The sequence below is a fragment of the Streptomyces sp. NPDC001532 genome (assembly GCF_040298625.1).
Classification (GTDB): domain Bacteria; phylum Actinomycetota; class Actinomycetes; order Streptomycetales; family Streptomycetaceae; genus Streptomyces.
In genome coordinates this window covers 149,415-173,371 of record NZ_JBEPAL010000002.1, presented here as the reverse complement: position 1 = coordinate 173,371, position 23,957 = coordinate 149,415, and the positions used below count along the sequence as shown (strand labels likewise).

The 23,957-nt window shown below is 72.3% G+C and carries 22 protein-coding genes; 11 read left to right on the top strand and 11 right to left on the bottom strand.

Annotated elements, in window-relative coordinates:
* The first annotated feature begins 2 nt into the window (after positions 1-2).
* From ABT232_RS03405 to ABT232_RS03390, 4 genes are all read left to right on the top strand, one after another.
* A complete protein-coding gene (locus tag ABT232_RS03405; protein WP_351835188.1) occupies positions 3-764 on the top strand; it encodes a DeoR/GlpR family DNA-binding transcription regulator in 762 nt (253 codons plus the stop codon).
* Positions 761-1,708, top strand: a complete 948-nt coding sequence (gene pfkB, locus ABT232_RS03400) for a 1-phosphofructokinase (protein ID WP_351835186.1) — start codon at positions 761-763, stop codon at positions 1,706-1,708. Before ABT232_RS03405 ends, pfkB begins: the two co-directional genes overlap by 4 nt.
* A gap of 196 nt (positions 1,709-1,904) precedes the next feature.
* On the top strand, positions 1,905-4,112 hold the full coding sequence (locus tag ABT232_RS03395) for a PTS fructose transporter subunit IIABC (protein ID WP_351835184.1): 2,208 nt from the start codon (positions 1,905-1,907) through the stop codon (positions 4,110-4,112).
* A gap of 132 nt (positions 4,113-4,244) precedes the next feature.
* Positions 4,245-4,541 (top strand): hypothetical protein, encoded by a 297-nt coding sequence (locus ABT232_RS03390; RefSeq protein ID WP_351835183.1) that lies wholly within the window; start codon positions 4,245-4,247, stop codon positions 4,539-4,541.
* A gap of 46 nt (positions 4,542-4,587) precedes the next feature.
* Here the strand turns inward: ABT232_RS03390 and ABT232_RS03385 are convergent, their stop codons facing one another.
* The 4 genes from ABT232_RS03385 to ABT232_RS03370 all read right to left on the bottom strand — a co-directional run bounded on the left by ABT232_RS03385 (position 4,588) and on the right by ABT232_RS03370 (position 9,365).
* Positions 4,588-5,334 carry a DUF6227 family protein gene (locus tag ABT232_RS03385; RefSeq protein WP_351835181.1) on the bottom strand — a complete coding sequence of 249 codons (747 nt, stop codon included), beginning with the start codon at positions 5,332-5,334 and terminating at the stop codon, positions 4,588-4,590.
* 210 nt (positions 5,335-5,544) lie between these two features.
* Complete coding sequence (locus ABT232_RS03380; RefSeq protein WP_351835180.1) at positions 5,545-6,759, bottom strand: L,D-transpeptidase; 1,215 nt, start codon at positions 6,757-6,759, stop codon at positions 5,545-5,547.
* A gap of 124 nt (positions 6,760-6,883) precedes the next feature.
* Positions 6,884-7,936 (bottom strand): P1 family peptidase, encoded by a 1,053-nt coding sequence (locus ABT232_RS03375; RefSeq protein WP_351835177.1) that lies wholly within the window; start codon positions 7,934-7,936, stop codon positions 6,884-6,886.
* Positions 7,937-8,123: 187 nt separating this feature from the next.
* Positions 8,124-9,365, bottom strand: a complete 1,242-nt coding sequence (locus tag ABT232_RS03370; protein WP_351835175.1) for a low temperature requirement protein A — start codon at positions 9,363-9,365, stop codon at positions 8,124-8,126.
* A gap of 155 nt (positions 9,366-9,520) precedes the next feature.
* On the opposite strand from ABT232_RS03370, the gene ABT232_RS03365 reads away from it, so the two are divergent.
* Positions 9,521-9,703 (top strand): hypothetical protein, encoded by a 183-nt coding sequence (locus tag ABT232_RS03365; protein ID WP_351835172.1) that lies wholly within the window; start codon positions 9,521-9,523, stop codon positions 9,701-9,703.
* A 175-nt stretch (positions 9,704-9,878) separates the two neighbouring features.
* Here the strand turns inward: ABT232_RS03365 and mscL are convergent, their stop codons facing one another.
* From mscL to ABT232_RS03335, 6 genes are all read right to left on the bottom strand, one after another.
* Positions 9,879-10,355 (bottom strand): large conductance mechanosensitive channel protein MscL, encoded by a 477-nt coding sequence (gene mscL / locus ABT232_RS03360; protein WP_351835170.1) that lies wholly within the window; start codon positions 10,353-10,355, stop codon positions 9,879-9,881.
* A gap of 138 nt (positions 10,356-10,493) precedes the next feature.
* Positions 10,494-11,024 carry an RcpC/CpaB family pilus assembly protein gene (locus ABT232_RS03355; protein ID WP_502975317.1) on the bottom strand — a complete coding sequence of 177 codons (531 nt, stop codon included), beginning with the start codon at positions 11,022-11,024 and terminating at the stop codon, positions 10,494-10,496.
* Between the two features lie 368 nt (positions 11,025-11,392).
* Complete coding sequence (locus ABT232_RS03350) at positions 11,393-12,226, bottom strand: S-methyl-5'-thioadenosine phosphorylase (protein ID WP_351835167.1); 834 nt, start codon at positions 12,224-12,226, stop codon at positions 11,393-11,395.
* Between the two features lie 99 nt (positions 12,227-12,325).
* Positions 12,326-12,649: an FmdB family zinc ribbon protein gene (locus ABT232_RS03345; RefSeq protein WP_351835165.1), complete on the bottom strand. Its 324-nt coding sequence runs from the start codon at positions 12,647-12,649 to the stop codon at positions 12,326-12,328.
* Positions 12,650-12,716: 67 nt separating this feature from the next.
* Positions 12,717-14,009, bottom strand: coding sequence for an MFS transporter (locus ABT232_RS03340; protein WP_351835162.1), 1,293 nt, complete (start codon positions 14,007-14,009; stop codon positions 12,717-12,719).
* Positions 14,010-14,292: 283 nt separating this feature from the next.
* Positions 14,293-15,834, bottom strand: a complete 1,542-nt coding sequence (locus ABT232_RS03335) for a potassium/proton antiporter (RefSeq protein ID WP_351835160.1) — start codon at positions 15,832-15,834, stop codon at positions 14,293-14,295.
* Positions 15,835-16,098: 264 nt separating this feature from the next.
* Between ABT232_RS03335 and ABT232_RS03330 the strand changes: the two genes are divergently transcribed.
* Positions 16,099-18,948, top strand: a complete 2,850-nt coding sequence (locus ABT232_RS03330; protein WP_351835157.1) for a penicillin acylase family protein — start codon at positions 16,099-16,101, stop codon at positions 18,946-18,948.
* Positions 18,949-19,125: 177 nt separating this feature from the next.
* Here ABT232_RS03330 and ABT232_RS03325 read toward each other — a convergent pair whose 3' ends face one another.
* Entirely contained in the window at positions 19,126-19,755 is a 630-nt protein-coding gene (locus tag ABT232_RS03325; RefSeq protein ID WP_351835154.1) for a 5-formyltetrahydrofolate cyclo-ligase, read from the bottom strand.
* Between the two features lie 87 nt (positions 19,756-19,842).
* On the opposite strand from ABT232_RS03325, the gene galU reads away from it, so the two are divergent.
* The 5 genes from galU to ABT232_RS03300 all read left to right on the top strand — a co-directional run bounded on the left by galU (position 19,843) and on the right by ABT232_RS03300 (position 23,911).
* Positions 19,843-20,745 (top strand): UTP--glucose-1-phosphate uridylyltransferase GalU, encoded by a 903-nt coding sequence (gene galU / locus ABT232_RS03320; RefSeq protein WP_351835151.1) that lies wholly within the window; start codon positions 19,843-19,845, stop codon positions 20,743-20,745.
* Positions 20,746-20,750: 5 nt separating this feature from the next.
* Positions 20,751-22,073 carry a molybdotransferase-like divisome protein Glp gene (gene glp, locus ABT232_RS03315; RefSeq protein ID WP_351835148.1) on the top strand — a complete coding sequence of 441 codons (1,323 nt, stop codon included), beginning with the start codon at positions 20,751-20,753 and terminating at the stop codon, positions 22,071-22,073.
* Between the two features lie 85 nt (positions 22,074-22,158).
* Complete coding sequence (moaC, locus tag ABT232_RS03310) at positions 22,159-22,671, top strand: cyclic pyranopterin monophosphate synthase MoaC (RefSeq protein ID WP_351835145.1); 513 nt, start codon at positions 22,159-22,161, stop codon at positions 22,669-22,671.
* Positions 22,668-23,231, top strand: a complete 564-nt coding sequence (locus tag ABT232_RS03305; RefSeq protein ID WP_351835142.1) for a MogA/MoaB family molybdenum cofactor biosynthesis protein — start codon at positions 22,668-22,670, stop codon at positions 23,229-23,231. Before moaC ends, ABT232_RS03305 begins: the two co-directional genes overlap by 4 nt.
* A gap of 29 nt (positions 23,232-23,260) precedes the next feature.
* Positions 23,261-23,911, top strand: coding sequence for a GNAT family N-acetyltransferase (locus tag ABT232_RS03300; protein WP_351835140.1), 651 nt, complete (start codon positions 23,261-23,263; stop codon positions 23,909-23,911).
* Positions 23,912-23,957: the final 46 nt, after the last annotated feature.

Below are 23,957 nucleotides of genomic sequence, written 5' to 3'. Positions count from 1 at the left end.
ACATGTACGCACCGGAGCGGCAGCAGGAGATCCTCCGGCTCGCCCGGGACGGCGGCCGGGTGGACGTCCTGTCGTTGGCCGAGGAGTTCCAGGTGACGGCGGAGACGATCCGCCGCGATCTGAAGGCCCTCGACCGGGCCGGCCTGGTGCGCCGCGTGCACGGCGGGGCGATCCCCGCCGGGCGCCTCGACTTCGAGCCGGACCTCGCCGAGCGTGAGTCGACCTCGGCCGACGAGAAGGACCGCATCGCCAAGGCCGCCCTCGCCGAACTGCCCGCCGAGGGCACGCTGATCCTCGACGCCGGTACGACGGTGGCGCGCCTGTCCGCCGCCGTCCCGCTGGAGAGCTCCCTCACCGTCGTCACCCACAGCCTGCCCATCGCCGCCCGCCTCGCCGACCACCCGGGCATCCAGCTCCACCTCGTCGGAGGGCGCGTACGCCATCGAACCCGCGCCGCCGTGGACGCCTGGGCGCTGCGCGCGTACGGCGAGATCCGCGCGGACGTCCTCTTCGTGGCGGCCAACGGCTTCTCCGCCGAGCACGGTCTGACCACCCCCGACCTCGCCGAGGCCGCGGTGAAGCGGGCCGCGATCGCCGCCGCCCGCCGGGTGGTGCTGCTCGCCGACTCCGCCAAGCACGGCCAGGAGCACTTCGCCCGCTTCGGCGACCTGAGCGACGTGGACCTGCTGATCACCGACAGCGGGCTGAGCCCCGAGGACGCCGCCGCCATCGAGCGCGGCGGCACGGAAGTGGTGCGCGCATGATCCTCACCGTCACCCCCAACCCGTCCCTCGACCGCACCTACGAGGTCCAGGCCCTCAGGCGCGGTGAGGTGATCCGCGCCGAGACCGAGCGCATGGACCCCGGTGGCAAGGGCGTGAACGTCTCGCGCGCCGTCGCGGCCGCCGGACGGCGCACGGTGGCGGTGCTGCCTCTGGGCGGTGCGCCGGGCGCGCTCGTCGCGGACCTGCTCGACGCCCAGGGCATCGAGGTCGCGCCGGTGCCGGTCGCCGGCGCCACCCGCTCCAACATCGCGCTCGCGGAGTCGGACGGGGTGCTCACGAAGATCAACGCGCCGGGGCCGGAACTGTCGGCGGCCGAGCAGGAGCTGCTGCTGGAGACCGTGCGCGAGCAGTCGCGGGACGCGGACTGGATCGCCTGCTGCGGAAGCCTGCCCCGAGGGCTCGCGCCGTCCTGGTACGCCGATGTGGTCACGCGGGCGCACGCCGGGGGCGCGCGCATCGCCCTGGACACCTCCGGGCGCGCCCTGCTGGAGGCGCTGCGCGCACGGCCCGACGTGGTGAAGCCGAACGCCGAGGAACTGGCCGAGGCCGTAGGGCGGCCGCTCGCCACGGTGGGCGACGCGGCGAAGGCGGCCGAGGAGTTGCGCGAGCGGGGCGCACGCGCCGTCCTCGCGAGCCTGGGCGCCGACGGACAGCTCCTCGTCGAGGACGCGGGCACCTGGTTCGGCACCGCCGCCGTGGACACCGTACGCAGCAACGTCGGCGCCGGTGACTCCTCCCTCGCGGGCTTCCTGATCGCCGGCGGCAGCGGCCCCGACGCCCTCGCCTCCGCGATCGCCCACGGCGCCGCCGCCGTCCGGCTCCCCGGCAGCGTCATGCCGACCCCGTCCGACCTGGACCCGGCCTCGGTGTCGGTGACGGCGGACGTGCCGCTGGACCGGGCGCTGAGGGAGGCCGTGTCATGAGCGGGCGCACGCCGCCGGCCGAGGCGGTCACGTTCCTCACCGCGGCGCCGAGCCGGCGAGGCTCCCCGTTACTCGCCGCGGCCCATGGGCACCACCCCCACCTGGCTGGGCCCGCCCCCGCACACCCCGACCGCACCCCCGTCCCCCCTCCCGCCCACCCCACCTGCCGGGCGGTACGCGAGCGAAGGAGCCCGCGATGAGCGACATGATCACCGCGGAACTGGTCGATCTCGACCTGTCCGCCGACACCAAGGAAGCGGCGGCGCGCGCCCTCGCCCAGCGCATGGTCGCTCGGGGCCGGGTGACCGACCTGGACGGCTTCCTCGCCGACGTGGCCGCGCGGGAGGCGCAGATGCCGACCGGCCTCGACGGCGGCATCGGCATCCCGCACTGCCGCAGCGCGCACGTCACCGAGCCGACGCTCGCCTTCGGGCGCAGCTCCGCCGGTGTCGACTTCGGCGCCGCCGACGGCCCCGCCGACCTGATCTTCCTGATCGCCGCTCCGGCCGGCGCCGACGACGCCCACCTCACGATCCTGTCGTCGCTCGCCCGGCAGCTGATGAACACCCCCTTCACCGACGCCCTGCGGGCGGTCGACGACCCGGCGGCCGCGGCGGCACTCATCCGCGGGGACGAGCCGGAGGACCGGGCCGGGGGCGCGGACGGAGACACGGCCGGGGGCGCGGACGGATATACGGCCGGGGGCGCGGCCGGGGGCACGGCCGCGGGAGGTTCCGAAGACTCCGTGGCGGCGCCGGTGGCGGCCTCCGCCGACGCCGCCACGGGCCCCACCGCCACGGGCCCCACCGGAGCGGGCGGTGCCGAGGCAGGCTCCGCCGAAGCCGGCAGCACCGCCGCGGGTACCACCGGCGGTCCGAGCGCATCCGGTGGCGGCGAGCGTCCCTTCCGTATCGTCGCCGTCACCTCCTGCCCCACCGGTATCGCGCACACCTACATGGCCGCCGAGTCGCTGGAGAACGCGAGCCGTGAGGCGGGCGTCGACATCGTCGTGGAGACACAGGGATCGGCCGGCTTCACCCGGCTCGACCCGGCCGTCATCGCCGCGGCGGACGGCGTGATCTTCGCCCACGACGTGCCCGTACGCGACAAGGACCGCTTCGCCGGCAAGCCCACCGTCGACGTCGGTGTGAAGGCGGCCGTCAACCGCGCGGCCACGCTCATCGCCGAGGTGCGCGACAAGGCGGCGCGCGGCGAGTCGGCGGGCGCCGCCAAGCCCGCCGGTACGCCGGTGGAGCGCGCCGGTGAGCCGGGTGAGGGCTACGGCAGCAAGCTGCGCAAGTGGCTGATGTCCGGCGTCAGTTACATGGTGCCGTTCGTCGCGGCGGGCGGTCTGCTCATCGCCCTCGGCTTCGCGATCGGCGGCTACGAGGTCAACGAGGCCAAGTCCGTCATCGACCACTTCGCCTGGGGCCAGGCCGACAGCTGGGGCGCGCTGTTCTTCCAGATCGGCGCGGCGGCCTTCGGCTTCCTCGTCCCGGTCCTCGCCGGCTACATCGCCTACGGCATGGCCGACCGGCCCGGTCTCGTGCCCGGTTTCGTCGGCGGCGCGATCTCCGTGACCATCGGCGCGGGCTTCCTCGGCGGTCTCGTCGCCGGTCTGATCGCCGGTGGTGTCGTCCTCGCGATCCAGCGCGTCCACATACCGGCCGTGCTGCGCGGCATCATGCCGGTGGTGGTGATCCCCCTGGTCTCCTCGGCGGTCGTCGGCTTCCTGATGTTCGTGGTGATCGGCAAACCGATCTCCAAGGCCCAGCAGGGCCTGACGGACTGGCTGAACAGCCTCTCCGGCGCCAACGCCGTCCTGCTCGGCGTGCTGCTCGGCCTGATGATGTGCTTCGACCTCGGCGGGCCGGTCAACAAGGTCGCCTACACCTTCGCCACGGCCGGCATCGCGGTCGCCGCACCCAGCGACTCCGCGATGAAGATCATGGCCGCCGTGATGGCCGCCGGCATGGTCCCGCCGCTGGGCATGGCCCTCGCCACCACCCTGCGCAAGAAGCTGTTCACCACCGCCGAACGCGAGAACGGCAAGGCCGCCTGGGTCCTCGGCGCCTCCTTCATCTCCGAGGGCGCGATCCCGTTCGCGGCCGCCGACCCGCTGCGGGTCATCCCGGCCTCCATGGCGGGCGGCGCCGTCACCGGCGCCCTGACCATGGCCTTCGGCTCCACCCTGCGCGCCCCGCACGGGGGCGTCTGGGTCACCTTCCTGATCGGCAAGCCGTTCCTCTACCTGCTGGCCATCGCGGCCGGCACGGTGGTCACGGCCGGTCTGGTGATCCTCCTCAAGGGGCTGCGCACGGCGGCGCCCGGCACCGGGACGGACAAGGAGTCCGACGGTCCGGCGGCCGCGACCGCCGAGGTGAGGCAGCCGGTGGCCGCCTAGGACCGACCCTGGGACTCATGTCCCTTTGCGGACGCTGTGAGCCGTTCACGGCACCTGAAGGGAACTGCGGCACCTGCGAGATACGTCACGGTCCGGGATCAAAGTCCCGGACCGTGGTGTCTACTGGGGCGTATGCCTGAGCACGTCTCGATCCTTCAGTGTGCGGGCGTGGTCTGCCTCGCCCTGGTGGCCGTGGCCTGGGTGACCGGCCTGGCCCGCATGCTCCGCCGCGAGCGCCCGGAAGCCGCTTCGGGCGCCGAGGCCGGCGCCGCCGCTGACGCCTGGGCCGCCGTCCGCACCGGCGCACGCCCGCTCGCCGCGCTCCCGCAACAGCGCAACCACGCCTCGCACGTGGAGTCCGTCGAACTGACCCCGGCCGAACAGGCCGCCTTCGCGGGCCTCATCCGCCAGTTCGCCGACGGCCACTGACACGCCCGAGGGGTGGGCCGGGGCAAGGCTTCGGACCGGCGCGCCCTCAGGACATCTGCGCGGCCCGCCGCTCCATCGCCTCTCGCGCCGCCTCCTCGGAGGTGTACACCTCGCACATGTGCCGCCCGTCCGGGGTGGCGGTGTGCTCGGCCTCCCAGAGGGAGATCTCCGCGCCGTCGCGCAGCAGGAACGCGTGCTCGTAGAGCGAGAAGCCCAGACCGGCGCGGCCCGCCCGGCAGGGGCGCCCGAAGGCCTGCGTGATCTGGTGCGCGCACGCCGTCGCCAGCAGCGCGGCCGTCTCCGCTCCCGGCCGGTCCGTGTTCTCCGCGCGCCGCAGCAGCCGGCGCGCGTGGTCCGCGGAATCGTCCGGTGCGTAGGCGTGCCGCGGTCCCGGCACCGGCGACAGCTGGACCAGCACCGGCAGCTCGAAGTCCGGCGTGTCCGCGGGCAGCGGCAGCCGGGAGGTGGCGGCCCGCAGCTCCTCCTCGTCCACGTACACCTCGTGCTGCGCGGCGCGGCCCCGCGCGGTGTTGTGGACGAGCTCCCACAGCGTGAGCGCCGAGCCGTCGGCGAGCAGCCAGGTGTGCCGGTACGTCTCACGGTGCAGCCCCGCGCTGTGGTGCGCGGAGTGCAGCGAGCTGTCGTAGGCCAGCGCACTGTCCAGTCGCCGTACGGCGTCGTCGGGCAGTTCGAACGAGTTCAGGGCGCGACCGAGCAGTCGCGCGAGATGCTCCTCCGGAGACTCGGGCGACTCGGGTGGTTCGTACGCTTCGGTCTCGTACGGAACGCTCAAGGTTTCTCCTGGCGTTGCTGCATGTCACCTTGTGGGTGCATACCGTAGCCCCTCGGTCGGACATCATGTCCGGGAACCGAGAAAACGTACGCCGGGAAAACGGGTGGGCCGCCCGGTAAATTCCCGCGCGACCCGACAGGCAGTCAAAAACGACTGGTCGAGGCGGCGTTGGCCAAGTGCCGACCGCTGTTGATCAAGGAGTGGCGGCCCTCAGACGGCGCTTCCGGCGACCCACTCGCTCCACGCCATGTTCCACCCGTTGAGCCCGTTGTCCGGTGCGACGGTGTCGTCCGCGGAGTTCTTGACGATCACCACGTCCCCGAGGAGCGAGCTGTCGTAGAACCACTTGCCCGGGGTGTCGCCCTGGGCGCCCCGCACGTCCCGCAGGCCGACGCAGCCGTGGCTGGTGCCCTCCCGGCCGAACGGCGGGTTGGCCTGGTCGTACCAGTAGTTCCCGTGGACGAAGGTCCCGGAGTCCGTCAGGCGCATCGCGTGCGGCACGTCCGAGATGTCGTACTCGCCGTCGAAGCCGACCGTGGAGCCGTCCATGCGGGTCTGCTCGAACTTCTCCGAGATCACCATCTGCCCGTTGTAGGTGGTGTTCTGCGGGTCGCCCGCCGAGATCGGAACCGTCTTGACCGTCTTGCCGTCCCGCACCACCGTCATGGTCTGGGTGGCGGCGTCGACCGTCGAGACCTGCGAGCGCCCGACCGTGAAGGTAACGGTCTTCTTCTGCACTCCGTGCACCCCGTTCGCGCCCTCCACGCCGTCCAGGTCGATCTTCATCGTCACCTTGGAGCCGGCCTTCCAGTACTCCTCGGGCCGGAAGTCCAGCCGCTGCGCGCCGAACCAGTGCCCGACCACCTTCTGCCCGCTGCTGGAGGTGACCGAGATGTGCGACTGCACCGCCTTCCGGTCGTCGATCGCCTTGTCGAACCGGAACGACACCGGCATCCCCACGCCCACGGTCGTCCCGCCGTCCGGCGTGTACGTCCCGATGAAGCTGTTGGCCTCGGTGACCGTCGTGAACACCGACTTGGCCGCGGTGTCCTCACCGTCCGTCCCCTCGGCGGTCGCCGCCATCTCGTACTTCGTCCCCCGCTCCAGCTGCTCCTTCGGCTTCCAGCTCCTGCCGTCCGCCGCCAGCGCGCCCGGCACGGCCTGCCCGGTGTCCGCCACCGTCATCTTCACGTAGGTCAGCCGGCCGTCGCGGACCTTCACCCCGGTCGAGTTGATCGAGGCGCCGGTCGAGCCGTTCTTCGCGGAGAAGACGATCGCCGCGGCCGCGTTCTTGCCGCCGCCGTCCTCCTCGCGGTCGTTGTCGGCCTGTGCGCTGCCGACGCAGGCACTGAGGCCGAGCGTGCCGACGACCATGGCGGCACAGGCCGCCAGCGTGCGCCGCTTTGCTATGTCCGGCGTTGTCACGAGCTGCTCCAGGTTCATCCGATGTGCGCGGTCCGCTCCAAGGCGTGGAGAAAGAAGGGAACACCGAGGGGTGGGGTTCCCATCCGCACGCGGTGAACGCCATCGCGTGACACAACCGCGACAATCACCGGCCCTTGTGCGCCTCCCCGTACGGCTCGCCGTACAACTCCGTGTAGGACGGCCACACTCCACCCGGCCCGTCCACCGACTCCGCCGTCCGCACCGCCCGCACGATCGCGCGCGTCACCAGATCCGCGCCCGCGGCGAGGATCTCGTTCAACGCCAGCGGACTCGCGGCGTCGAGCGCGCGGGCGCCCGTCGCCAACGCGAACACCGTGTCCCCGTCGTTGAGTTGATGCACCGGCCGGACCGCGCGCGCGATCCCGTCGTGCGCGGTGCCGGCCAGCTTCTGCGCCTGCGCCTTCGACAGCTCCGCGTCGGTGGCGACCACCGCGAGCGTGGTGTTGAGCGACGGAGGGGCGTTCTTCGCCGCCGACTCCGCGATACGCCGTCGCGCGGCCTCGTGCACGCGCGCCTCCGGGTAGTCCACCCGCCCCTGGAACAACTCGCCGTACAGCACCCCCGTCCCGGGATCCACCACCGAGCCCACCGCGTTGGCCACCACCAGCGCGGCCACCGTGACCCCGGAACCGAGGACGGCGCTCGCGGTGCCGACCCCGCCCTTGAGGCCTCCGACCAGCGTTCCGGTGCCGGCGCCCACACAGCCTTCCCGTACCGGCGCGCCGAGCCCGCCGGCCGCCGCCGCCTCGACCGCCTCCCGGCCCACGGAGGCGTCCGGCCGGGCCCGGAATTCGCCGCCGCGCCCCAGGTCGAAGACGCACGCGGCCGGCACGACCGGCACGACATGGGCCGGATCCACCCCGACCCGCACTCCGCGCCCCCGCTCCTCCAGCCAGGCCATCACCCCGGAAGCCGCGTCGAGTCCGTAGGCGCTGCCGCCGGTCAGCACGATCGCCTCGACCTTCTGCACCAGGTTGCGCGGATCGAGCGCGTCGGTCTCCTTGGTGCCGGGACCGCCACCGCGCACGTCCACCGCGGCGACGGCACCGCCCTCGGGTGCGAGGACGACGGTGGTGCCGGTGAGCCACCCGTCCCCCCGGCGCGTCGCGTGTCCCACCCGCAGGCCTGCCACGTCCGTCAGAGCGTCAACAGTCATGGAGCCAGTCTGGCCCGCCCCGGCACACGCCCTGCGCCGGTGCGCCCCACGCGTGCGCGCCTGGTGCCGCGGCCCTCCGTCGGGGACTCTCCGTCCCTTCCCCTCGGGGGCCTTCACCCCCGGGACCCTTCCCCCCGGGGGCCTCCCCCCCCCGCCCCCGCCCCCCTTCCCCCGGCCCCCACCCCGCTCAGGCGGCCCCCGTCGCCGCCCCCTTCGCCCTGCTGTCCCGCGCCACCATGCGCGCCGTCAGCGTCACTCCCGTCGCCACCGCGAGCGCCGTCACGATGCCGGCCGCCGGTACCGCCCAGTCGCCCAGGAACGAGCAGCAGATCACCAGCAGGGCGGTCACCGGCAGCACCGCCTGCTGGGCGAGGCCCACCTTGAAGTACCGGGAGTGCAGCGCCCACACGGTGAGCAGATAGAGCGCCGTCGGCAGGGTGACGGCGGCGGAGGCGGACAGGGTGGAGATGTGTGCCTTGCCGACCGTCTGCTCGACCGCCACCTCAAGGCCCGCGCCGATCGCGGCCGCCGAGGCGAAGATCAGGTAGTGGCCGTAGCCCCACAGGAACGCCTGCCGGTTGGAGCGCAGATGGCCGTGGATCGGCACCACGAAGTAGATCCACCACGCGGAGAACACGATCAGCAGGCCACCCGCCGCGATCGGCAGCAGCTCGCCCAGGGCGTCGTTCTCGTCGACCCCCGATTTCACCGCGACCGTGGCCGCCGCGATGGTCTCGCCGAGCACGATGATGGTGAACAGTCCGTACCGTTCGGCGATGTGGTGCGGATGCCAGGACGTCGCGAAGCCCCTCTCCGCGACCACCGGCACGCACAGCTCCGCGATCGCCATCACCAGGAACAGCCAGGGACGGGCGGGCTCCGGCAGCACCACCAGACCCAGCCAGCCGACCTGGCAGAGCAGCACGCCGGCCGCGTACCGCAGCCCGGTGGTCCGCTCCGCGCCCGTCGCGGATCTGGCGGCCCGCAGCCACTGCGCGGCCATCGCCAGCCGCATGATCAGGTAGCCGAGCCAGACGACGACGAAGTCGTGGTCGTCGAAGGCGCTCGACACCCCGGCCGCCAGCACCAGCACACCGGCGATCTGGACCAGGGTGACGACCCGGTAGAGCGCGTCGTCGTTGTCGTACGCCGAGGCGAACCAGGTGAAGTTCATCCAGGCCCACCAGATGGCGAAGAACACCATCGCGTAGTTGAGGATGCCCTCGCCCGCGTGGCCCTCGGCGACGGCGTGCACGAGCTGGAGGCCCGCCTGGGCGATCGCCACGACGAAGCACAGGTCGAAGAACAGCTCCAAAGGGGAGGCGACGCGGTGCGGCTCGCCGCGCCCGCGTGCCGTGAGCCTGCGCAGCGGCTTCCTGGAGGCCGGCCCGCCCGCCGGGGCGGACGGCGGAGTCGAACGGGACGTCATGAGTCCCAATACAACAGATAACGGGCGAAATATCCTGCGCACGGTTCCGCCCCTCGCCTCCGACGGCCGCCCGGTGTCGCGATGCCGGCGCGCTCGTCGTACGGCCCGGCGGCAGGCCCCCGCGCGAGTCGGCCGCGGGGCCGTACCCTGGGGGCATGAGCACTGCCCCCACCCCCGAGCCGCGTGACCCGAAGGCCGCGCTGATCTTCGACGATCCGCTGGACGAGCAGTCCTTCGACGACACGGACCGTGGCTGGGGCGAACGGCCGAGCACCGGCGGCGACGCCGCGGCGGACCTCAAGCGCTTCCTCGACGAGAAGCCGCCCCACCACCTGTGAGCCGGTCGGGCCCGCCGATCCGACCGGGCCTCATGAGCCGACCCAGCTGATCCAGACCCTGCCGACCCGGCCGGCCGGGCCCTGCGGAGCAGCGTCCGCAGCACCGTCCGCAGCACCCCGCGGGCCGCGGTCCTGGCCCGGACGCCCAGGACCGCCTCGCCCTGCGCCGAGCCCGTCAGGCCTCGGTGCGGCTCGGTCCCCGCTGCGCGACCAGCGCGTCGCGGATCTCCTTCAGCACCTCCAGCTCGGTCACCTCGATGACCTCCTTCGTGCCCTCCCGCGCCAGCCTGCGGGCCTGCTGACGGGCCAGGTACTTGGCCATCGGGAGAACCATCAGGAAGTACACGACCGCAGCGGTGATCACGAAGCTGAGCACCGCGCCGAGGACCGAGCCCCACATGATCTGCACCCCGGTGGTGACGGTGCCGTCCGCCGCCACCTCGCACGGACCCTTCAGACATGAGCTGTAGCTGTCGAGGTTCTTCGTGCCGATCGCTCCGACCAGCGGATTGATGATCCCCTTCACCACCGAGTTCACGATGTTGGTGAAGGCGGCGCCGATGACCACCGCCACCGCCAGATCGACGACGTTCCCGCGCATCAGGAAGGCCTTGAAGCCCTGCCAGACGCCCGGCTCCTTCTTCTCGCTCACCTCGGGGACTCTCCTCGTACGCACAGGCTGTGGAACAAAACGCTCCGCAACCTACGGCACGGCCGGCCCGCCCTGTCCACCTCGGTCGCTCCAACGAGGGACGAGACAGCGGATCGCGCAGCGGGCCAAGGATTCGGTTCAGCACAGCGTCACCGCCAGCCGTTCCGTCGCACCGGCCCCGACCAGCCGCGCGGCGGTGGCACGCGGAACCGACAGGACGACCAGCGCCCCGCCGTCCACCGCCTCGTCCACCGCCTCGTGCAGCGGCTCGGGCACCTCCGTCACCCGGACCCCGCGCGCGATCACCCGGGCCTCGCTTCCGGTCGCCGGCTCCGCGGCGGCGATGACGTCGACCCGGTCGCCGGGCCGCAGCAGCCGCACGGTGGCGGCGTCGGCGATCCGCACCGGGGCGGTCACCAGCCGCGCGTCGGGCCGCTCCCGCACACCGGGTCCCGGCACACCAGAGGCCGCCGGCACCCGTTGATGCGTGGCCGGGTGCCCGCGCGCCCGGTCGTCGCGGTGGCTGTCCGCCGGAGCGCGCGGGCCGGCCGCCACGAGGGCCGCGGCGGTCAGGGCGAGCCCGGCCGCGAGCGCACGCCGCCGGTGCCGCACGAGCCGGCCCGGCCCGAACCGCCCGCCGCGCACACGGACCGGCGCGAACTGCGGCACTTCACTGGTGGTTGGCACCTCACTGGTCGCGGGCACATCGATGCCCGGAGGGCTGGGCTGGAGCGGAGCGGACGGCGAAGCGGAGGGGGAAGTGAACGAGGGAGCGGACGGGGAAGCGAGCGGGGGAGCGGACGGGGAAGCGGACGGGCGGGCGAAGGACACGAGGCCACCACCTTCGACGAGCGATCGGTTCGAGCCCACGATGAGGCTTTTCGCCGCCGCCCGCCGAGGCCGGTGGATCACCGGCAGGTTGGGGAGAACTCCCTCACCCGAACGTGCCGTTCCGCCCGCTCCAGCCGCTCAGCCCGCTCCACCCCCGCTCCGCCCGTTCCCCCCGCTCAGCCGTTCCATCTGCTCCGCCGCCGCCGCTACGGCAGCTCGAACCCCGGGTTCATCCCGCCCAGCGCCCTCGTGCACAGGCAGTCCCGCTCCTCGTTCGCGGGCAGCGCGGCCACCGCGTCGAAGAGCACGCCGCGCAGCCGGTCCACGTTCGCCGCGAACACCCGCAGCACCTCGTCGTGCGAGACGCCCTCGCCGGTCTCGGCACCCGCGTCCAGGTCGGTGACCAGGGTGAGCGAGGAGTAGCAGAGTTCGAGTTCACGGGCGAGCGCCGCCTCGGGGTGACCGGTCATGCCCACCACCGACCATCCCTGCGCCTGGTGCCACAACGATTCCGCACGGGTCGAGAACCGCGGACCCTCGACGACGACCAGCGTGCCGCCGTCCACCGGCTCCCAGTCCCGGCCGCGCGCCGCCTTCAGGGCCGCCGCCCGCCCGGTGGGGCAGTAGGGGTCGGCCAGGGACACGTGCACCACGTTCGGCACGGTGCCGTCCGGCAGCGGCAGGCCGTCGAAGTACGTCGCCGCGCGGGACTTCGTACGGTCGACCAGCTGGTCGGGGACGAGCAGGGTGCCGGGGCCGTACTCGGGCCGCAGGCCGCCGACCGCGCACGGGCCGAGGATCTGGCGCGCGCCGACCGACCGCAGGGCCCACAGGTTGGCCCGGTAGTTGATCCGGTGCGGCGGCAGATGGTGGCCACGGCCGTGCCGGGGCAGGAAGGCGACCCGCCGGCCGGCGATCTCGCCGAGGAAGAGGGAGTCGCTGGGCTGCCCGTAGGGCGTGTCCACCTGTACCTCGGTCACGTCCTCGAGGAAGGAGTAGAAGCCGGACCCGCCGATGACACCGATCTCTGCGTTCGCCATGGCCAGCACAGTAGCCGCCGCGGCCACCGCACAGGCAAGCGGCGGGAGGAACGCCGAAGACCCCACTGCCGTACGACAGCGGGGTCTCGCGGAAGCGTGTTACGCGGCGGTGCCGGTGGTGGAGGTCCCGGAACCCGACGTCTTGGAGTCCGACGAGGACGTCGAGGACGTCGTCGACGAGGCCGACGTCGACGAGGACGACGCGGAGCCGGACGACTTCGACGCCGGCGAGCTGCTCGACGAGGAGCCGCGGCTGTCGTTGCGGTAGAAGCCCGAGCCCTTGAAGACGATGCCGACCGCGGAGAACACCTTCTTGAGGCGGCCACCGCAGTTGGGGCACTCGGTCAAGGCGTCGTCGGTGAACTTCTGCACCGCCTCAAGGCCCTCGCCACACTCGGTGCACTGGTACTGGTAGGTCGGCACTGTCTTCCTCCTGGCACTCTCACTCAATGAGTGCTAACGACGGTCCATAGTGACGTATTCCAGCGGATCAGTCCACCGTGACCGGCGAGCGGTGACCCACGCCACGCGCCACGGTACGGCTGAGAGGTCGCGCCGACAGCCGTGAACGCAGCGCCACCAGGGTGACCAGGGCGAGCACCGTGCCGCCGAGCGGCACCAGGAAACCGGCACCGCCCCAGAGGCGGTCCTCCAGCTGTCCGGCGACGGTGACGGCGGCCGCCTGGCCGAGCGCGACCGCGCCGGTCAGCCAGGTGAAGGCCTCGGTGCGGGCGCCGGCCGGGACCAGGTCCTCGACCAGGGTGTAGCCGGTGACGAGCGCGGGCGCGATGCACATGCCGACCAGCAGACCCAGGGCCGCCAGGACGAGCACCGAGTGGGCGGCCCACAGGCCGGCGGCGGCCAGCGCGAGCGCCGCGTAGCCGACGACCAGGCGCTGCTGCGGGGCGACCTTCCAAGCGATGGCGCCGCAGACCAGGCCCGAGATCATGTTGCCCGCGGCGAAGGTCCCGTACAGGACGCCGTTCAGGCCGGGCTCGCCGATCGACTCGGTGAACGCGGCCAGCGAGACCTGCATGCCGCCGAAGACCGAGCCGATGCCCAGGAACGCCACGATCAGCACGCGGACTCCGGGGACGCGCAGCGCCGAGGCGTGCTCCACGCGCGCGTGCCCGTCGGCGGCGACCGCGGGCTGGGTGCTCCTGCTCGCGGCGAACAGCAGACCGCCGACCAGGGTCAGCGCCGCCTCGGTGACCAGTCCGGCCGCCGGGTCGACGGCGGTGCACAGGGCGGTCGCCAGCAGCGGGCCGAGGACGAAGGTCAGCTCGTCCGTGACGGACTCGAAGGCGGCGGCGGTGGTCATCAGGGGCGAGCCCTGAAGCTTCACGCCCCAGCGGGCGCGCACCATGGGGCCGACCTGGGGCACCGAGGCACCGGTCGGGACGGCCGCCACGAACAGCGCCCACAGCGGGGCGTGCGCCAGCGCGAGCGCGGTCAGCGTGAGGCCCGACAGCGTGTGCACGAGCACGCCGGGGATCAGCACCGCGCGCTGGCCGAAGCGGTCCGCGAGGCGTCCGCTCCAGGGCGCGAACAGCGCCATCGAGACGCCAGTGACGGCCGCGGCGGCGCCCGCCGCCCCGTAGGAGCCGGTGGTGTGCTGCACGAGCAGCACGATGGAGATCGTGAGCATCGCGAACGGCTGGCGGGCGGCGAAGCCGGGGAGCAGGAACGTCCAGGCGCCGCGCGTGCGCAGCAGTTGCCCGTATCCCGGGCGGGAGGGTGCCGTCGTTTCCTTCGACGGCTCGGTGGTGACCGTGGACGCCACGGCCCGTGCCTTTCTGCCGCCTGGTAGCGCGGCCCCTTCGTGGGGGGCACGGCGCCGAGAGCTGTCCTCTTGCGCTGGACTGCGGTAGATACCGGCACCCGTCACGGGGGCGCGCGGCCGCCATACGGTCGCGCCAGCTCTGCGTCAGGCAGAGTTGGTTCGATCTGATCAACCCTTATCGTACAGGTGTCTACGCGCGTTGCACCTGTGAAAACGAGCACCAGTAGCCGCGGTGCCTGTGAAAGAGGGGCCCCTGGTCGGTACCCGCACCGGGGCCGGCGCGTCAGTGCCGGTGGCGGTGGGGTCCGCCCGCGCCGTTCGTCCCCAGCCAGCCCGCCAGCTTGCCGCCGTGGCTCACCGCGCGCAGGCGGCGCTCGGCGGCGTCCCGTACGGGGTCGGTGGCGACCACCAGCAGCTCGTCCCCGCGCCGCAGCACCGTCGTCGGGAGCGGTACGAACGACTTGCCGTCGCGCACGACCAGGGTGACCGCGGACCCGGCGGGCAGCCGCAGCTCGTTCACCTCGACGCCGTTCATCCTCGACTCCTCGGGGATCTCGACGGACAGCAGATGCCCGCGCAGCCGCTCCAGGGGTGCCGACTCGATGCCGAGGTCGGCCGCCTCGGAGCCGTCGCCGAGGTGCAGCTTGCGGCCGAGCCAGGGCAGGGTCGGCCCCTGGATGAGGGTGTAGACGACGACCAGGACGAAGACGATGTTGAAGATGCGGCGGCTGCCGTCGACGCCGTTCACCATGGGGATGGTCGCCAGGATGATGGGCACGGCGCCGCGCAGTCCGGCCCAGGACATCAGCGTCTGCTCCGGCCACGGCACCCGGAAGGGCACCAGGCAGATCACGACGCTCAGCGGGCGCGCCACCATCGTCAGTACCAGGCCTATGACCAGCGCGGGCACGATGTCGTCGCCCAGCTCGTGCGGGGTGACCAGCAGGCCGAGCAGGACGAACATGCCGATCTGCGCTAGCCAGCCGAGGCCGTCGGCGAAACCGCGCGTGGCCGGCCAGTGCGGCAGCCGCGCGTTGCCCATCACCATGGACGCGAGGTAGACGGCGAGGAAGCCGCTGCCGTGCGCCAGCGCGCCCGCCGCGTACGCCGCGACGGCGATGGCCATGACGGCGATCGGGTAGAGGCCGGAGGCCGGGAGCGCCACGTGCCGCAGTCCCCAGGAGCCCAGCCAGCCCACCGCGAGTCCGACGGCCGCGCCGATGGCAAGCTCCAGCGCTATCTCGCCGACCAGGACGTACCAGTGCTCGATCGGACCGGCGGTGGAGAAGGCGACCACCAGGATGACGACCGGGGCGTCGTTGAAGCCGGACTCGGCCTCCAGGGTGCCGGTCACGCGCGCGGGGAGGGGGATCTTCCGCAGCACCGAGAAGACGGCCGCCGCGTCGGTGGAGGAGACGACCGCCCCGATGATGAGCGCCTGGCGCCATTCCAGCCCGATCAGCAGGTGTGCCGCCGTGGCGGTGACCCCCACGCTCACCGCGACCCCGACCAGCGCCAGCGCGGAGGCGGCCGGCAGGGCCGGCCTGATCTCCTTCCACTTCGTGCCCAGACCGCCCTCGGCCAGGATCACGACGAGGGCCGCGTATCCGATGACCTGGGTGAGCTCGGCGTTGTCGAAGTGGATGTCGCCGATCCCGTCCTGGCCCATGAGGACGCCGATGCCCAGGTACGCGAGCAGGCTGGGGAGCCCGCTGCGCGAGGAGATCCGGACCGCTGCGACGGCGACGAGCAGGACGAGCGAGCAGACGAGCAGGAGCTGGTTGAGGTGGTGGACAGTCAGCGGCCGTTCCCTTCCCTGGTTCACGCCTCACGCGCGCGTGGACGCTTCAGCGCGTGGACGCTCAGTGCGAATCCGACACGGAGGTGAGCCCACTCCGCACCAACTACTTCGTTACCTTACCTAACTCTTGACGATTTCTTGACGTTCGCCAGGCAAGATCGAACGTCCGTGCGCGCTGGTTCCCGACTCCGCGTCAAGGCCGACTGGGCCCTGCGCCTATGGTTGCTCCAGCGCTCTTTCATAGTCACAGCCCGGCCTGCCGCTCGCGTTAGGACAGCAAGGACAGCGATGCCCCCCAACACCACCGCCTCAACGGGTCAGAAGCCCGGCAAGTCCGGCAGGAAGAAGGGGCGCAAAGCCCGTCTGTTCGTGCTCGTGCTGGTGCTGGCCGTCATCGGTGGCGTCGCCTTCGGGGCCTACTGGACCGTCAGCACCGTCCGCGCCTCCTTCCCGCAGACCAAGGGATCGATCACGCTCGACGGCCTCTCCGGGCCCGTGGACGTGAAGCGGGACGGCTACGGCATCCCGCAGATCTACGCCTCGTCCGACGAGGACCTGTTCATGGCGCAGGGCTTCGTCCAGGCGCAGGACAGGTTCTACGAGATGGACGTGCGGCGTCACATGACCGCCGGCCGCCTGTCGGAGATGTTCGGCAAGAGCCAGGTGGACAACGACGAGTTCCTGCGCACGCTCGGCTGGGAGCGGACCGCGCGGGAGGAGTACGACACCAAGCTGTCGGCCTCCACGAAGAAGTACCTGCAGGCCTACGCCAAGGGAGTCAACGCCTACCTGAAGGGCAAGGAAGGCAAGGACATCTCCCTGGAGTACGCCGCCCTGGGCTTCAGCAACGACTACAAGCCCCAGGAGTGGACCCCGGTCGACTCGGTCTCCTGGCTGAAGGCCATGGCCTGGGACCTGCGCGGCAACATGCAGGACGAGATCGACCGCTCCCTGATGACCAGCCGCCTCGGCCCCCAGCAGATCGAGGACCTGTACCCGGCGTACCCGTACGACCGGAACAAGGCGATCGTCCAGGAGGGCCAGTACGACGAGCTCACGCAGACGTTCGAACAGGACGGCGGCACGAGCACGGGCACGGGTGCAGGTACCGGCACGGGCACCGGCGTCGGCACGGGTACGGGCACCGGCACCGGCACCGGCGTCGGCACCGGCGTCGGCACGGGGACCGGCACCGCCACGGGCACCGGCACCGGCACCGGCACGGCCACCGGTACCGACGCCCTCCAGACCCAGCTGTCCGGCCTCTACGAGGTCCTGGACGACCTCCCCGCGGCCGTCGGCGTGAACGGCAACGGCATCGGCTCGAACTCCTGGGTCGTCGGCGGCGCGCACACCATCACCGGCAAGCCGCTGCTGGCCAACGACCCGCACCTGTCGCCCTCGCTGCCGTCCGTCTGGTACCAGATGGGCCTGCACTGCCGGACCGTGTCCCGCGCCTGCCAGTACGACGTCTCGGGCTACACCTTCGCGGGCATGCCGGGCGTGGTCATCGGCCACAACCAGAACATCGCCTGGGGCCTGACCAACTCCGGCGTCGACGTCAGCGACCTCTACCTGGAGAAGCTGACCGGCGACGGCTACCTGTACGGCGGCAAGGTGGTCCCCTTCGAGACCCGCGTGGAGACCATCAAGGTCGCCGGTGGCGCCTCCAAGGAGATCGTCGTCCGGGAGACCAACAACGGCCCCCTGTTGTCCGACCGCGACGACGAACTGGTGAAGGTCGGCAAGAAGGCCGCCGTCGACACCGCGGCACCCGACCGCGGCGACGGCTACGGCATCTCGCTGCGCTGGACCGCTCTCGACGCGGGCCGCACCATGGACGCCGTCTTCGCGATGGACCGGGCGGCCGACTGGAACGGCTTCCGCGCGGCGGCCGCCCTCTTCGAGGTGCCCTCGCAGAACCTCGTCTACGCCGACACCGAGAACCACATCGGCTACACCCTGCCCGGCCGGATCCCCACCCGCGCCGAGGGCCACGACGGTCACCTCCCGGCGCCCGGCTGGGACCCGAAGTACCGCTGGACCGGTTACATCGAGCAGGACGAGCTGCCGTACGAGTACGACCCGAAGCGCGGTTACGTCGTCACCGCCAACCAGGCCGTGGTCGACGAGGACGCCTACCCCTACACGCTCACCGCGGACTGGGGCTACGGCACCCGCAGCCAGCGGATCACCGACCTGATCGAGTCGAAGATCAAGGGCGACGGCAAGATCTCCACCGACGACATGCGCCAGATGCAGATGGACAACAGCAGCGAGATCGCCAAGCTGCTGGTGCCGCAGCTGCTGAAGCTCGACGTGGACGACAAGGACGTCCGCGAGGCGCAGAAGCTGCTGGAAGGCTGGGACTACACCCAGGACGCGGACTCGGCGGCGGCCGCCTACTTCAACTCCGTCTGGCGCAACATCCTCAAGCTCGCCTTCGGCAACAAGCTGCCCAAGGAGCTGCGGGTCAAGGGCCAGTGCCTGTGGGTCGAGCCGGTCAACACCACCGGTCCCGTGGACGACGACACCCGGGTGCGCGAGTGCGGCCAGCGCGACGCCGACCAGGCGCAGCCGGACGGCGGCGACCGCTGGTTCGAGGTGGTGCGCAACCTGATGGACGACGAGGACAGCGACTGGTGGAAGACGCCCAAGTCGGGCACCCGCCCCGACGCGGACAACCGTGACGAGCTGTTCGTGCGCGCCATGATCGACGCCCGCTGGGAGCTGACCGCGAAGCTCGGCAAGGACATCGACACCTGGAGCTGGGGCCGTCTGCACCGGCTGTTCCTGAAGAACCAGACCCTCGGCACCGAGGGCCCCGGTTTCCTCCAGTACGCCCTGAACCGCGGCCCCTGGAAGCTCAGCGGCGGTGAGGCCACGGTCAACGCCACCGGCTGGAACGCCGCCGGCGGCTACGGCGTCGTCTGGGTGCCGTCGATGCGGATGGTGGTGAACCTCGGCGACCTCGACAAGTCCCGGTGGATCAACCTCACCGGCGCCTCCGGGCACGCCTACAGCGCCCACTACACCGACCAGACGGACAAGTGGGCAGAAGGCGAACTGCTGCCGTGGGCCTTCTCGGACGAGGCCGTCGACAAGAACACCGAGGACCGGCTCGTCCTCAAGCCGTGAGCCACTGACGGCACACGACGCACCACCCGGAACGGCCCTCCACGCGCGCGTGGAGGGCCGTTCCCATAGGGGCGGGCGAGGGCAGGGGCGCGCGAGGGCTGCGCGCGCGCCGGATGAGGGGGTGGTGATGCGCTGGGGAGGGGCGCGCGGGACAGGCGGCACGCCCCCTGGTGAGGGCTACCGGGCGGAGGGGAAGCGCCGGACCCCGGACGGGGTCACCACCGCGTGCACCGGCCGGTCGTGCGCCTCCTCCGGGACGCGCTCGACGACCTCCGAGTCGTACAGCAGCACCACCAGCGCCGGGTGCGCGCCCGCCCGCTCCAGACGGGCCAGCACCCGGTCGTACGACCCGCCGCCGCGCCCCAGCCGCATGCCGCGCGCGTCCACCGCCAGGCCCGGCAGCAGCACCGCGTCGGCGGCGGTCACCGCCTCGGGGCCGAGCCGGTCGCCGGCCGGCTCCAGCAGGGCCATCCGCCCGCCGTGCCGGACCCGGGCGAGGGAGCCCTCACCGGCGTACACGCCCCAGTCCAGGTCGTTGTCGGGGAGCAGCGCGGGAAGCAGGACGCGCACACCTCGCGCGCGCAGCGCGTCCAGCAGGGCGAGCGTCCCCGGCTCGCTCCCCACGGACACATACGCCGCCACCGTGCGCGCATGCGCCAGTTCGGGCAGCTCCAGTGCCCGCGCGGCCAGCGCCGCCGCCGACTCCCGCACGTCATCGGCTGTCAACCTGTTCCTCACGGCGAGGAATTCGCGCCGCAACCCTCGCTTGTCAGGATCGGACACCGGTCCGTGGTGACTCACCCGCATCTCCCGTACTGTTCCAATGCGCTCATATGAGCGTCAATGATCCGGAGCCTCAGATTCCCTACAAAGGCACCGGATATGGTGTCGGGCATGACTCAGTCGCACCCCAGGATCAGCAAGGCTGTCATCCCCGCAGCAGGCCTCGGCACCCGGTTCCTGCCGGCCACCAAGGCCACTCCCAAGGAGATGCTGCCGGTCGTCGACAAGCCGGCGATCCAGTACGTGGTCGAGGAGGCCGTCTCGGCGGGCCTCGACGACGTCCTCATGATCACAGGACGCAACAAGCGTCCGCTTGAGGACCACTTCGACCGCAACTACGAGCTGGAGAGCGCCCTTCAGAAGAAGGGCGACGCCGAACGGCTCGCCAAGGTGCAGGAGTCCAGCGACCTCGCGACGATGCACTACGTCCGCCAGGGCGACCCCAAGGGCCTCGGCCACGCCGTGCTGTGCGCCGCCCCGCACGTCGGCGACGAGCCCTTCGCCGTCCTCCTCGGCGACGACCTGATCGACCCGCGCGACCCGCTGCTCGCGCGGATGATCGAGATCCAGGAGCAGCACGGCGGCAGCGTCATCGCGCTCATGGAGGTGGCGCCCGAGCAGATCCACCTCTACGGCTGCGCGGCCGTGGAGTCCACCGCCGAGGGCGACGTCGTCAAGGTGAGCGGTCTGGTGGAGAAGCCGGACGCGGCCGACGCCCCGTCGAACTACGCCATCATCGGCCGGTACGTCCTCGACCCGCACATCTTCGACATACTGCGCAAGACCGAGCCGGGCCGCGGCGGCGAGATCCAGCTGACCGACGCCCTCCAGCAGCTGGCGCAGGACGAGAAGGTCGGCGGCCCGGTGCACGGCGTCGTCTTCAAGGGCCGCCGCTATGACACCGGCGACCGTGGCGACTACCTGCGTGCCATTGTCAGACTCGCGTGCGAACGTGAAGATCTGGGACCGGACTTCCGGACCTGGCTCCGCAGTTACGTCACCGAGGAGATGTAGCCACCTTGAGCACCGCCGCGCCCCGCACCGCCGACCAGGACCACCTCTGGTCGGTGGACGAACACCTGGAGGACATCCTCGCGACCGTCCGCCCCCTCGAACCCATCGAGCTGAACCTGCTCGACGCCCAGGGCTGCCTCCTGGTCGACGACATCACGGTGCCGGTGTCCCTGCCGCCGTTCGACAACAGCTCCATGGACGGGTACGCGGTGCGGGTCGCGGATGTCGCGGGCGCGAGCGAGGAGTTCCCCGCCGTCCTGGACGTCGTCGGGGATGTCGCGGCGGGCCAGGCCGGCCTGCTGCATGTGGGGCCCGGCCAGGCCGCCCGCATCATGACGGGTGCCCCGCTGCCGTCCGGCGCCGAGGCGGTCGTGCCCGTCGAGTGGACCGACGGCGGCCTCGGTGAGGGCCCGGTGACCGCGATGCGCGCCCGCAGCCTCGCCCCCGAGGGCGCGGCCGGACAGGTGCGCGTGCACCGGCCCTGCGAGGCCCGCGCGCATGTGCGCGCCAAGGGCAGCGACGTGAAGGCCGGCGACCGTGCCCTGGAGGCCGGCACCGTCCTCGGCCCGCCGCAGATCGCGCTGCTCGCCGCCATCGGCCGCGGCACCGTACGCGTGCGTCCCCGCCCGCGCGTGGTCGTGATGTCCACCGGCAGCGAACTCGTCCAGCCCGACGAGGAACTGGCGACCGGCCAGATCTACGACTCCAACAGCTTCGCCCTCACCGCCGCCGCCCGGGACGCCGGCGCCATCGCCTACCGCGTGGGCGCCGTCGCCGACGACGCCGAGACCCTGCGCACCGCCGTCGAGGACCAGCTCGTCCGGGCCGACCTCATGGTCACCACGGGCGGCGTCAGCGTCGGGGCGTACGACGTCGTCAAGGAGGCGCTGTCGCACGTCGGCGACGAGGACGAGCCGGGCAGCGGCATCGAGTTCCGCAAGCTCGCCATGCAGCCCGGCAAGCCCCAGGGCTTCGGCTCCATCGGCCCCGACCACACCCCGCTGCTGGCCCTGCCCGGCAACCCGGTGTCGTCGTACGTCTCCTTCGAACTGTTCGTCCGCCCCGCGATCCGCGCCCTCATGGGCCTCACGGACGTGCACCGGCCCCGGACCCGCGCCACCCTCACCGCCGACAAGCCGCTGACCTCGCCGAAGGGCCGCAGGCAGTTCCTGCGCGGCACCTACGCCGACGGCACGGTGAAGCCGGTCGGCGGGGCCGGATCGCACCTGGTCGCGGCCCTCGCGCACGCCGACGCGCTGATCGTCGTCCCCGAGGACGTCGAGTCCGTCGCGCCGGGCACCGACGTCGAAGTGGTCCTGCTCGGCTGACCGGCCGGTGTTGGCGGTACCGTGTCGCGCACAGCAGGCCTGTGCGCCGCACCGCGACGGGCCCGGACCGGGAGCGCCACACACCATGACAGTGCCTTCCCGGGGGGCGACCCCCGGCCCCCCTGAGCAGGACCGACTGACGCACATCGACGACGCGGGCGCCGCCCGTATGGTCGATGTCTCCGGAAAGGACGTGACCGCGCGGACCGCCCGCGCCAGCGGACGCGTCCTCGTCTCGCCCCGCGTGGTCGAGCTGCTGCGCGGCGAAGGGGTCCCCAAGGGCGACGCCCTCGCCACCGCCCGTATCGCGGGCATCATGGGCGCCAAGCGCACCCCGGACCTCATCCCGCTCTGCCACCCCTTGGCGCTGTCCGGTGTGACACTGGACCTGTCGGTCGCGGACGACGCCGTGGAGATCGCCGCCACGGTGCGGACGACGGACCGCACGGGCGTCGAGATGGAGGCCCTCACCGCGGTCTCCGTCGCCGCGCTCACCGTGATCGACATGGTCAAGGCGGTCGACAAGGGAGCGGTCATCACGGACGTACGGGTGGAGGAGAAGACGGGCGGTAAGTCGGGCGACTGGAGCCGGTCATGAACGCGGACGCCTCCGGGACCGCCGGTTCGTACCGCGCGCTGGTCGTCACCGCCTCCAACCGGGCCGCCGCCGGTGTCTACGAGGACAAGGGCGGCCCGCTGATCGCCGACGGCCTGCGGGCCTTCGGCTTCGCCGTCGACGGCCCGCAGGTCGTCCCGGACGGCGATCCGGTGCGGGACGCGCTGCGCGCGGCCGTCGACGCCGGGTACGACGTCGTCGTCACCACCGGCGGCACCGGCATCTCGCCCACCGACCGCACCCCCGAGGCGACCCGCGCGGTGCTCGACCACGAGGTGCCGGGCATCGCCGAGGCCATCCGCGCCCACGGCCGGGACAAGGTGCCCACCGCGGCGCTCTCCCGCGGCCTGGCCGGAGTGGCCGGCCGGACGCTGATCGTGAACCTGCCCGGCTCCACCGGCGGCGTCCGCGACGGACTCGCCGTCCTGGAGCCGCTGCTCGTCCACGCCGTCGACCAGATCCGCGGCGGCGACCATCCCCGGCCCGGCGCCCCCCAGCCGCCGGCCGGCGACGGCACCCCAGGCCCTGGGGGTGCGAGCTGAACGGCCACCCGTCCTGGCCCGTCGAGCTGGTGGAGGGCGATGTCGTCCTCCGCCCGATAAAGCTGCGCGACCAGCGGGCCTGGCGCGAGGTCAACCGGCGCAACCGGGACTGGCTGCGCCCCTGGGAGGCGACCATCCCGCCGCCCGCCCCCGGCGGCCCGGTCATCCACCGGCCGACCTACCGCCAGATGGTCCGCCATCTGCGCTCGGAGGCGAACGCGGGCCGGATGCTGCCGTTCGTCATCGAGTACCAGGGGCGGCTGGTCGGGCAGTTGACGGTCGCGGGGATCACCTGGGGCTCGATGTGCTCGGGCCACGTCGGCTACTGGGTGGACGAGGCGGTCGCCGGCCGCGGTGTGATGCCGACCGCGGTGGCGCTCGCCGTGGACCACTGTTTCCGGACCGTGGGGCTGCACCGCGTGGAGGTCTGCATTCGCCCCGAGAACGGGCCCAGCCGCCGGGTCGTGGAGAAACTCGGATTCCGCGAGGAGGGGCTGCGGCCCCGTTATCTCCACATCGACGGCGCCTGGCGCGACCACCTGGTCTTCGCGCTCACCGCCGAGGAAGTGCCCGACGGGCTGCTCAACCGCTGGCGGCGCGGCCGGATGCGGGACGGCCAGGGTGATCGCGCCTCGGAGGGGCCGCGGAACGCGCAGAACGCGCCCGGGAATCCCGCCTGACACAGAAATTGAATATGTGTTCGAAATTGATCGGCGTATGACGGCT

What these genes read in the sequence shown, in the direction of transcription:
- ABT232_RS03405 (WP_351835188.1), top strand. Translation starts at nt 3, where the DNA reads ATGTACGCACCGGAGCGGCAGCAGGAGATCCTCCGGCTCGCCCGGGAC.
- pfkB (WP_351835186.1), top strand. Translation starts at nt 761, where the DNA reads ATGATCCTCACCGTCACCCCCAACCCGTCCCTCGACCGCACCTACGAG.
- ABT232_RS03395 (WP_351835184.1), top strand. Translation starts at nt 1,905, where the DNA reads ATGAGCGACATGATCACCGCGGAACTGGTCGATCTCGACCTGTCCGCC.
- ABT232_RS03390 (WP_351835183.1), top strand. Translation starts at nt 4,245, where the DNA reads ATGCCTGAGCACGTCTCGATCCTTCAGTGTGCGGGCGTGGTCTGCCTC.
- ABT232_RS03375 (WP_351835177.1), bottom strand. Translation starts at nt 7,936, where the DNA reads ATGACTGTTGACGCTCTGACGGACGTGGCAGGCCTGCGGGTGGGACAC.
- ABT232_RS03370 (WP_351835175.1), bottom strand. Translation starts at nt 9,365, where the DNA reads ATGACGTCCCGTTCGACTCCGCCGTCCGCCCCGGCGGGCGGGCCGGCC.
- ABT232_RS03365 (WP_351835172.1), top strand. Translation starts at nt 9,521, where the DNA reads ATGAGCACTGCCCCCACCCCCGAGCCGCGTGACCCGAAGGCCGCGCTG.
- ABT232_RS03350 (WP_351835167.1), bottom strand. Translation starts at nt 12,226, where the DNA reads ATGGCGAACGCAGAGATCGGTGTCATCGGCGGGTCCGGCTTCTACTCC.
- ABT232_RS03330 (WP_351835157.1), top strand. Translation starts at nt 16,099, where the DNA reads ATGCCCCCCAACACCACCGCCTCAACGGGTCAGAAGCCCGGCAAGTCC.
- ABT232_RS03325 (WP_351835154.1), bottom strand. Translation starts at nt 19,755, where the DNA reads ATGCGGGTGAGTCACCACGGACCGGTGTCCGATCCTGACAAGCGAGGG.
- galU (WP_351835151.1), top strand. Translation starts at nt 19,843, where the DNA reads ATGACTCAGTCGCACCCCAGGATCAGCAAGGCTGTCATCCCCGCAGCA.
- moaC (WP_351835145.1), top strand. Translation starts at nt 22,159, where the DNA reads ATGACAGTGCCTTCCCGGGGGGCGACCCCCGGCCCCCCTGAGCAGGAC.
- ABT232_RS03305 (WP_351835142.1), top strand. Translation starts at nt 22,668, where the DNA reads ATGAACGCGGACGCCTCCGGGACCGCCGGTTCGTACCGCGCGCTGGTC.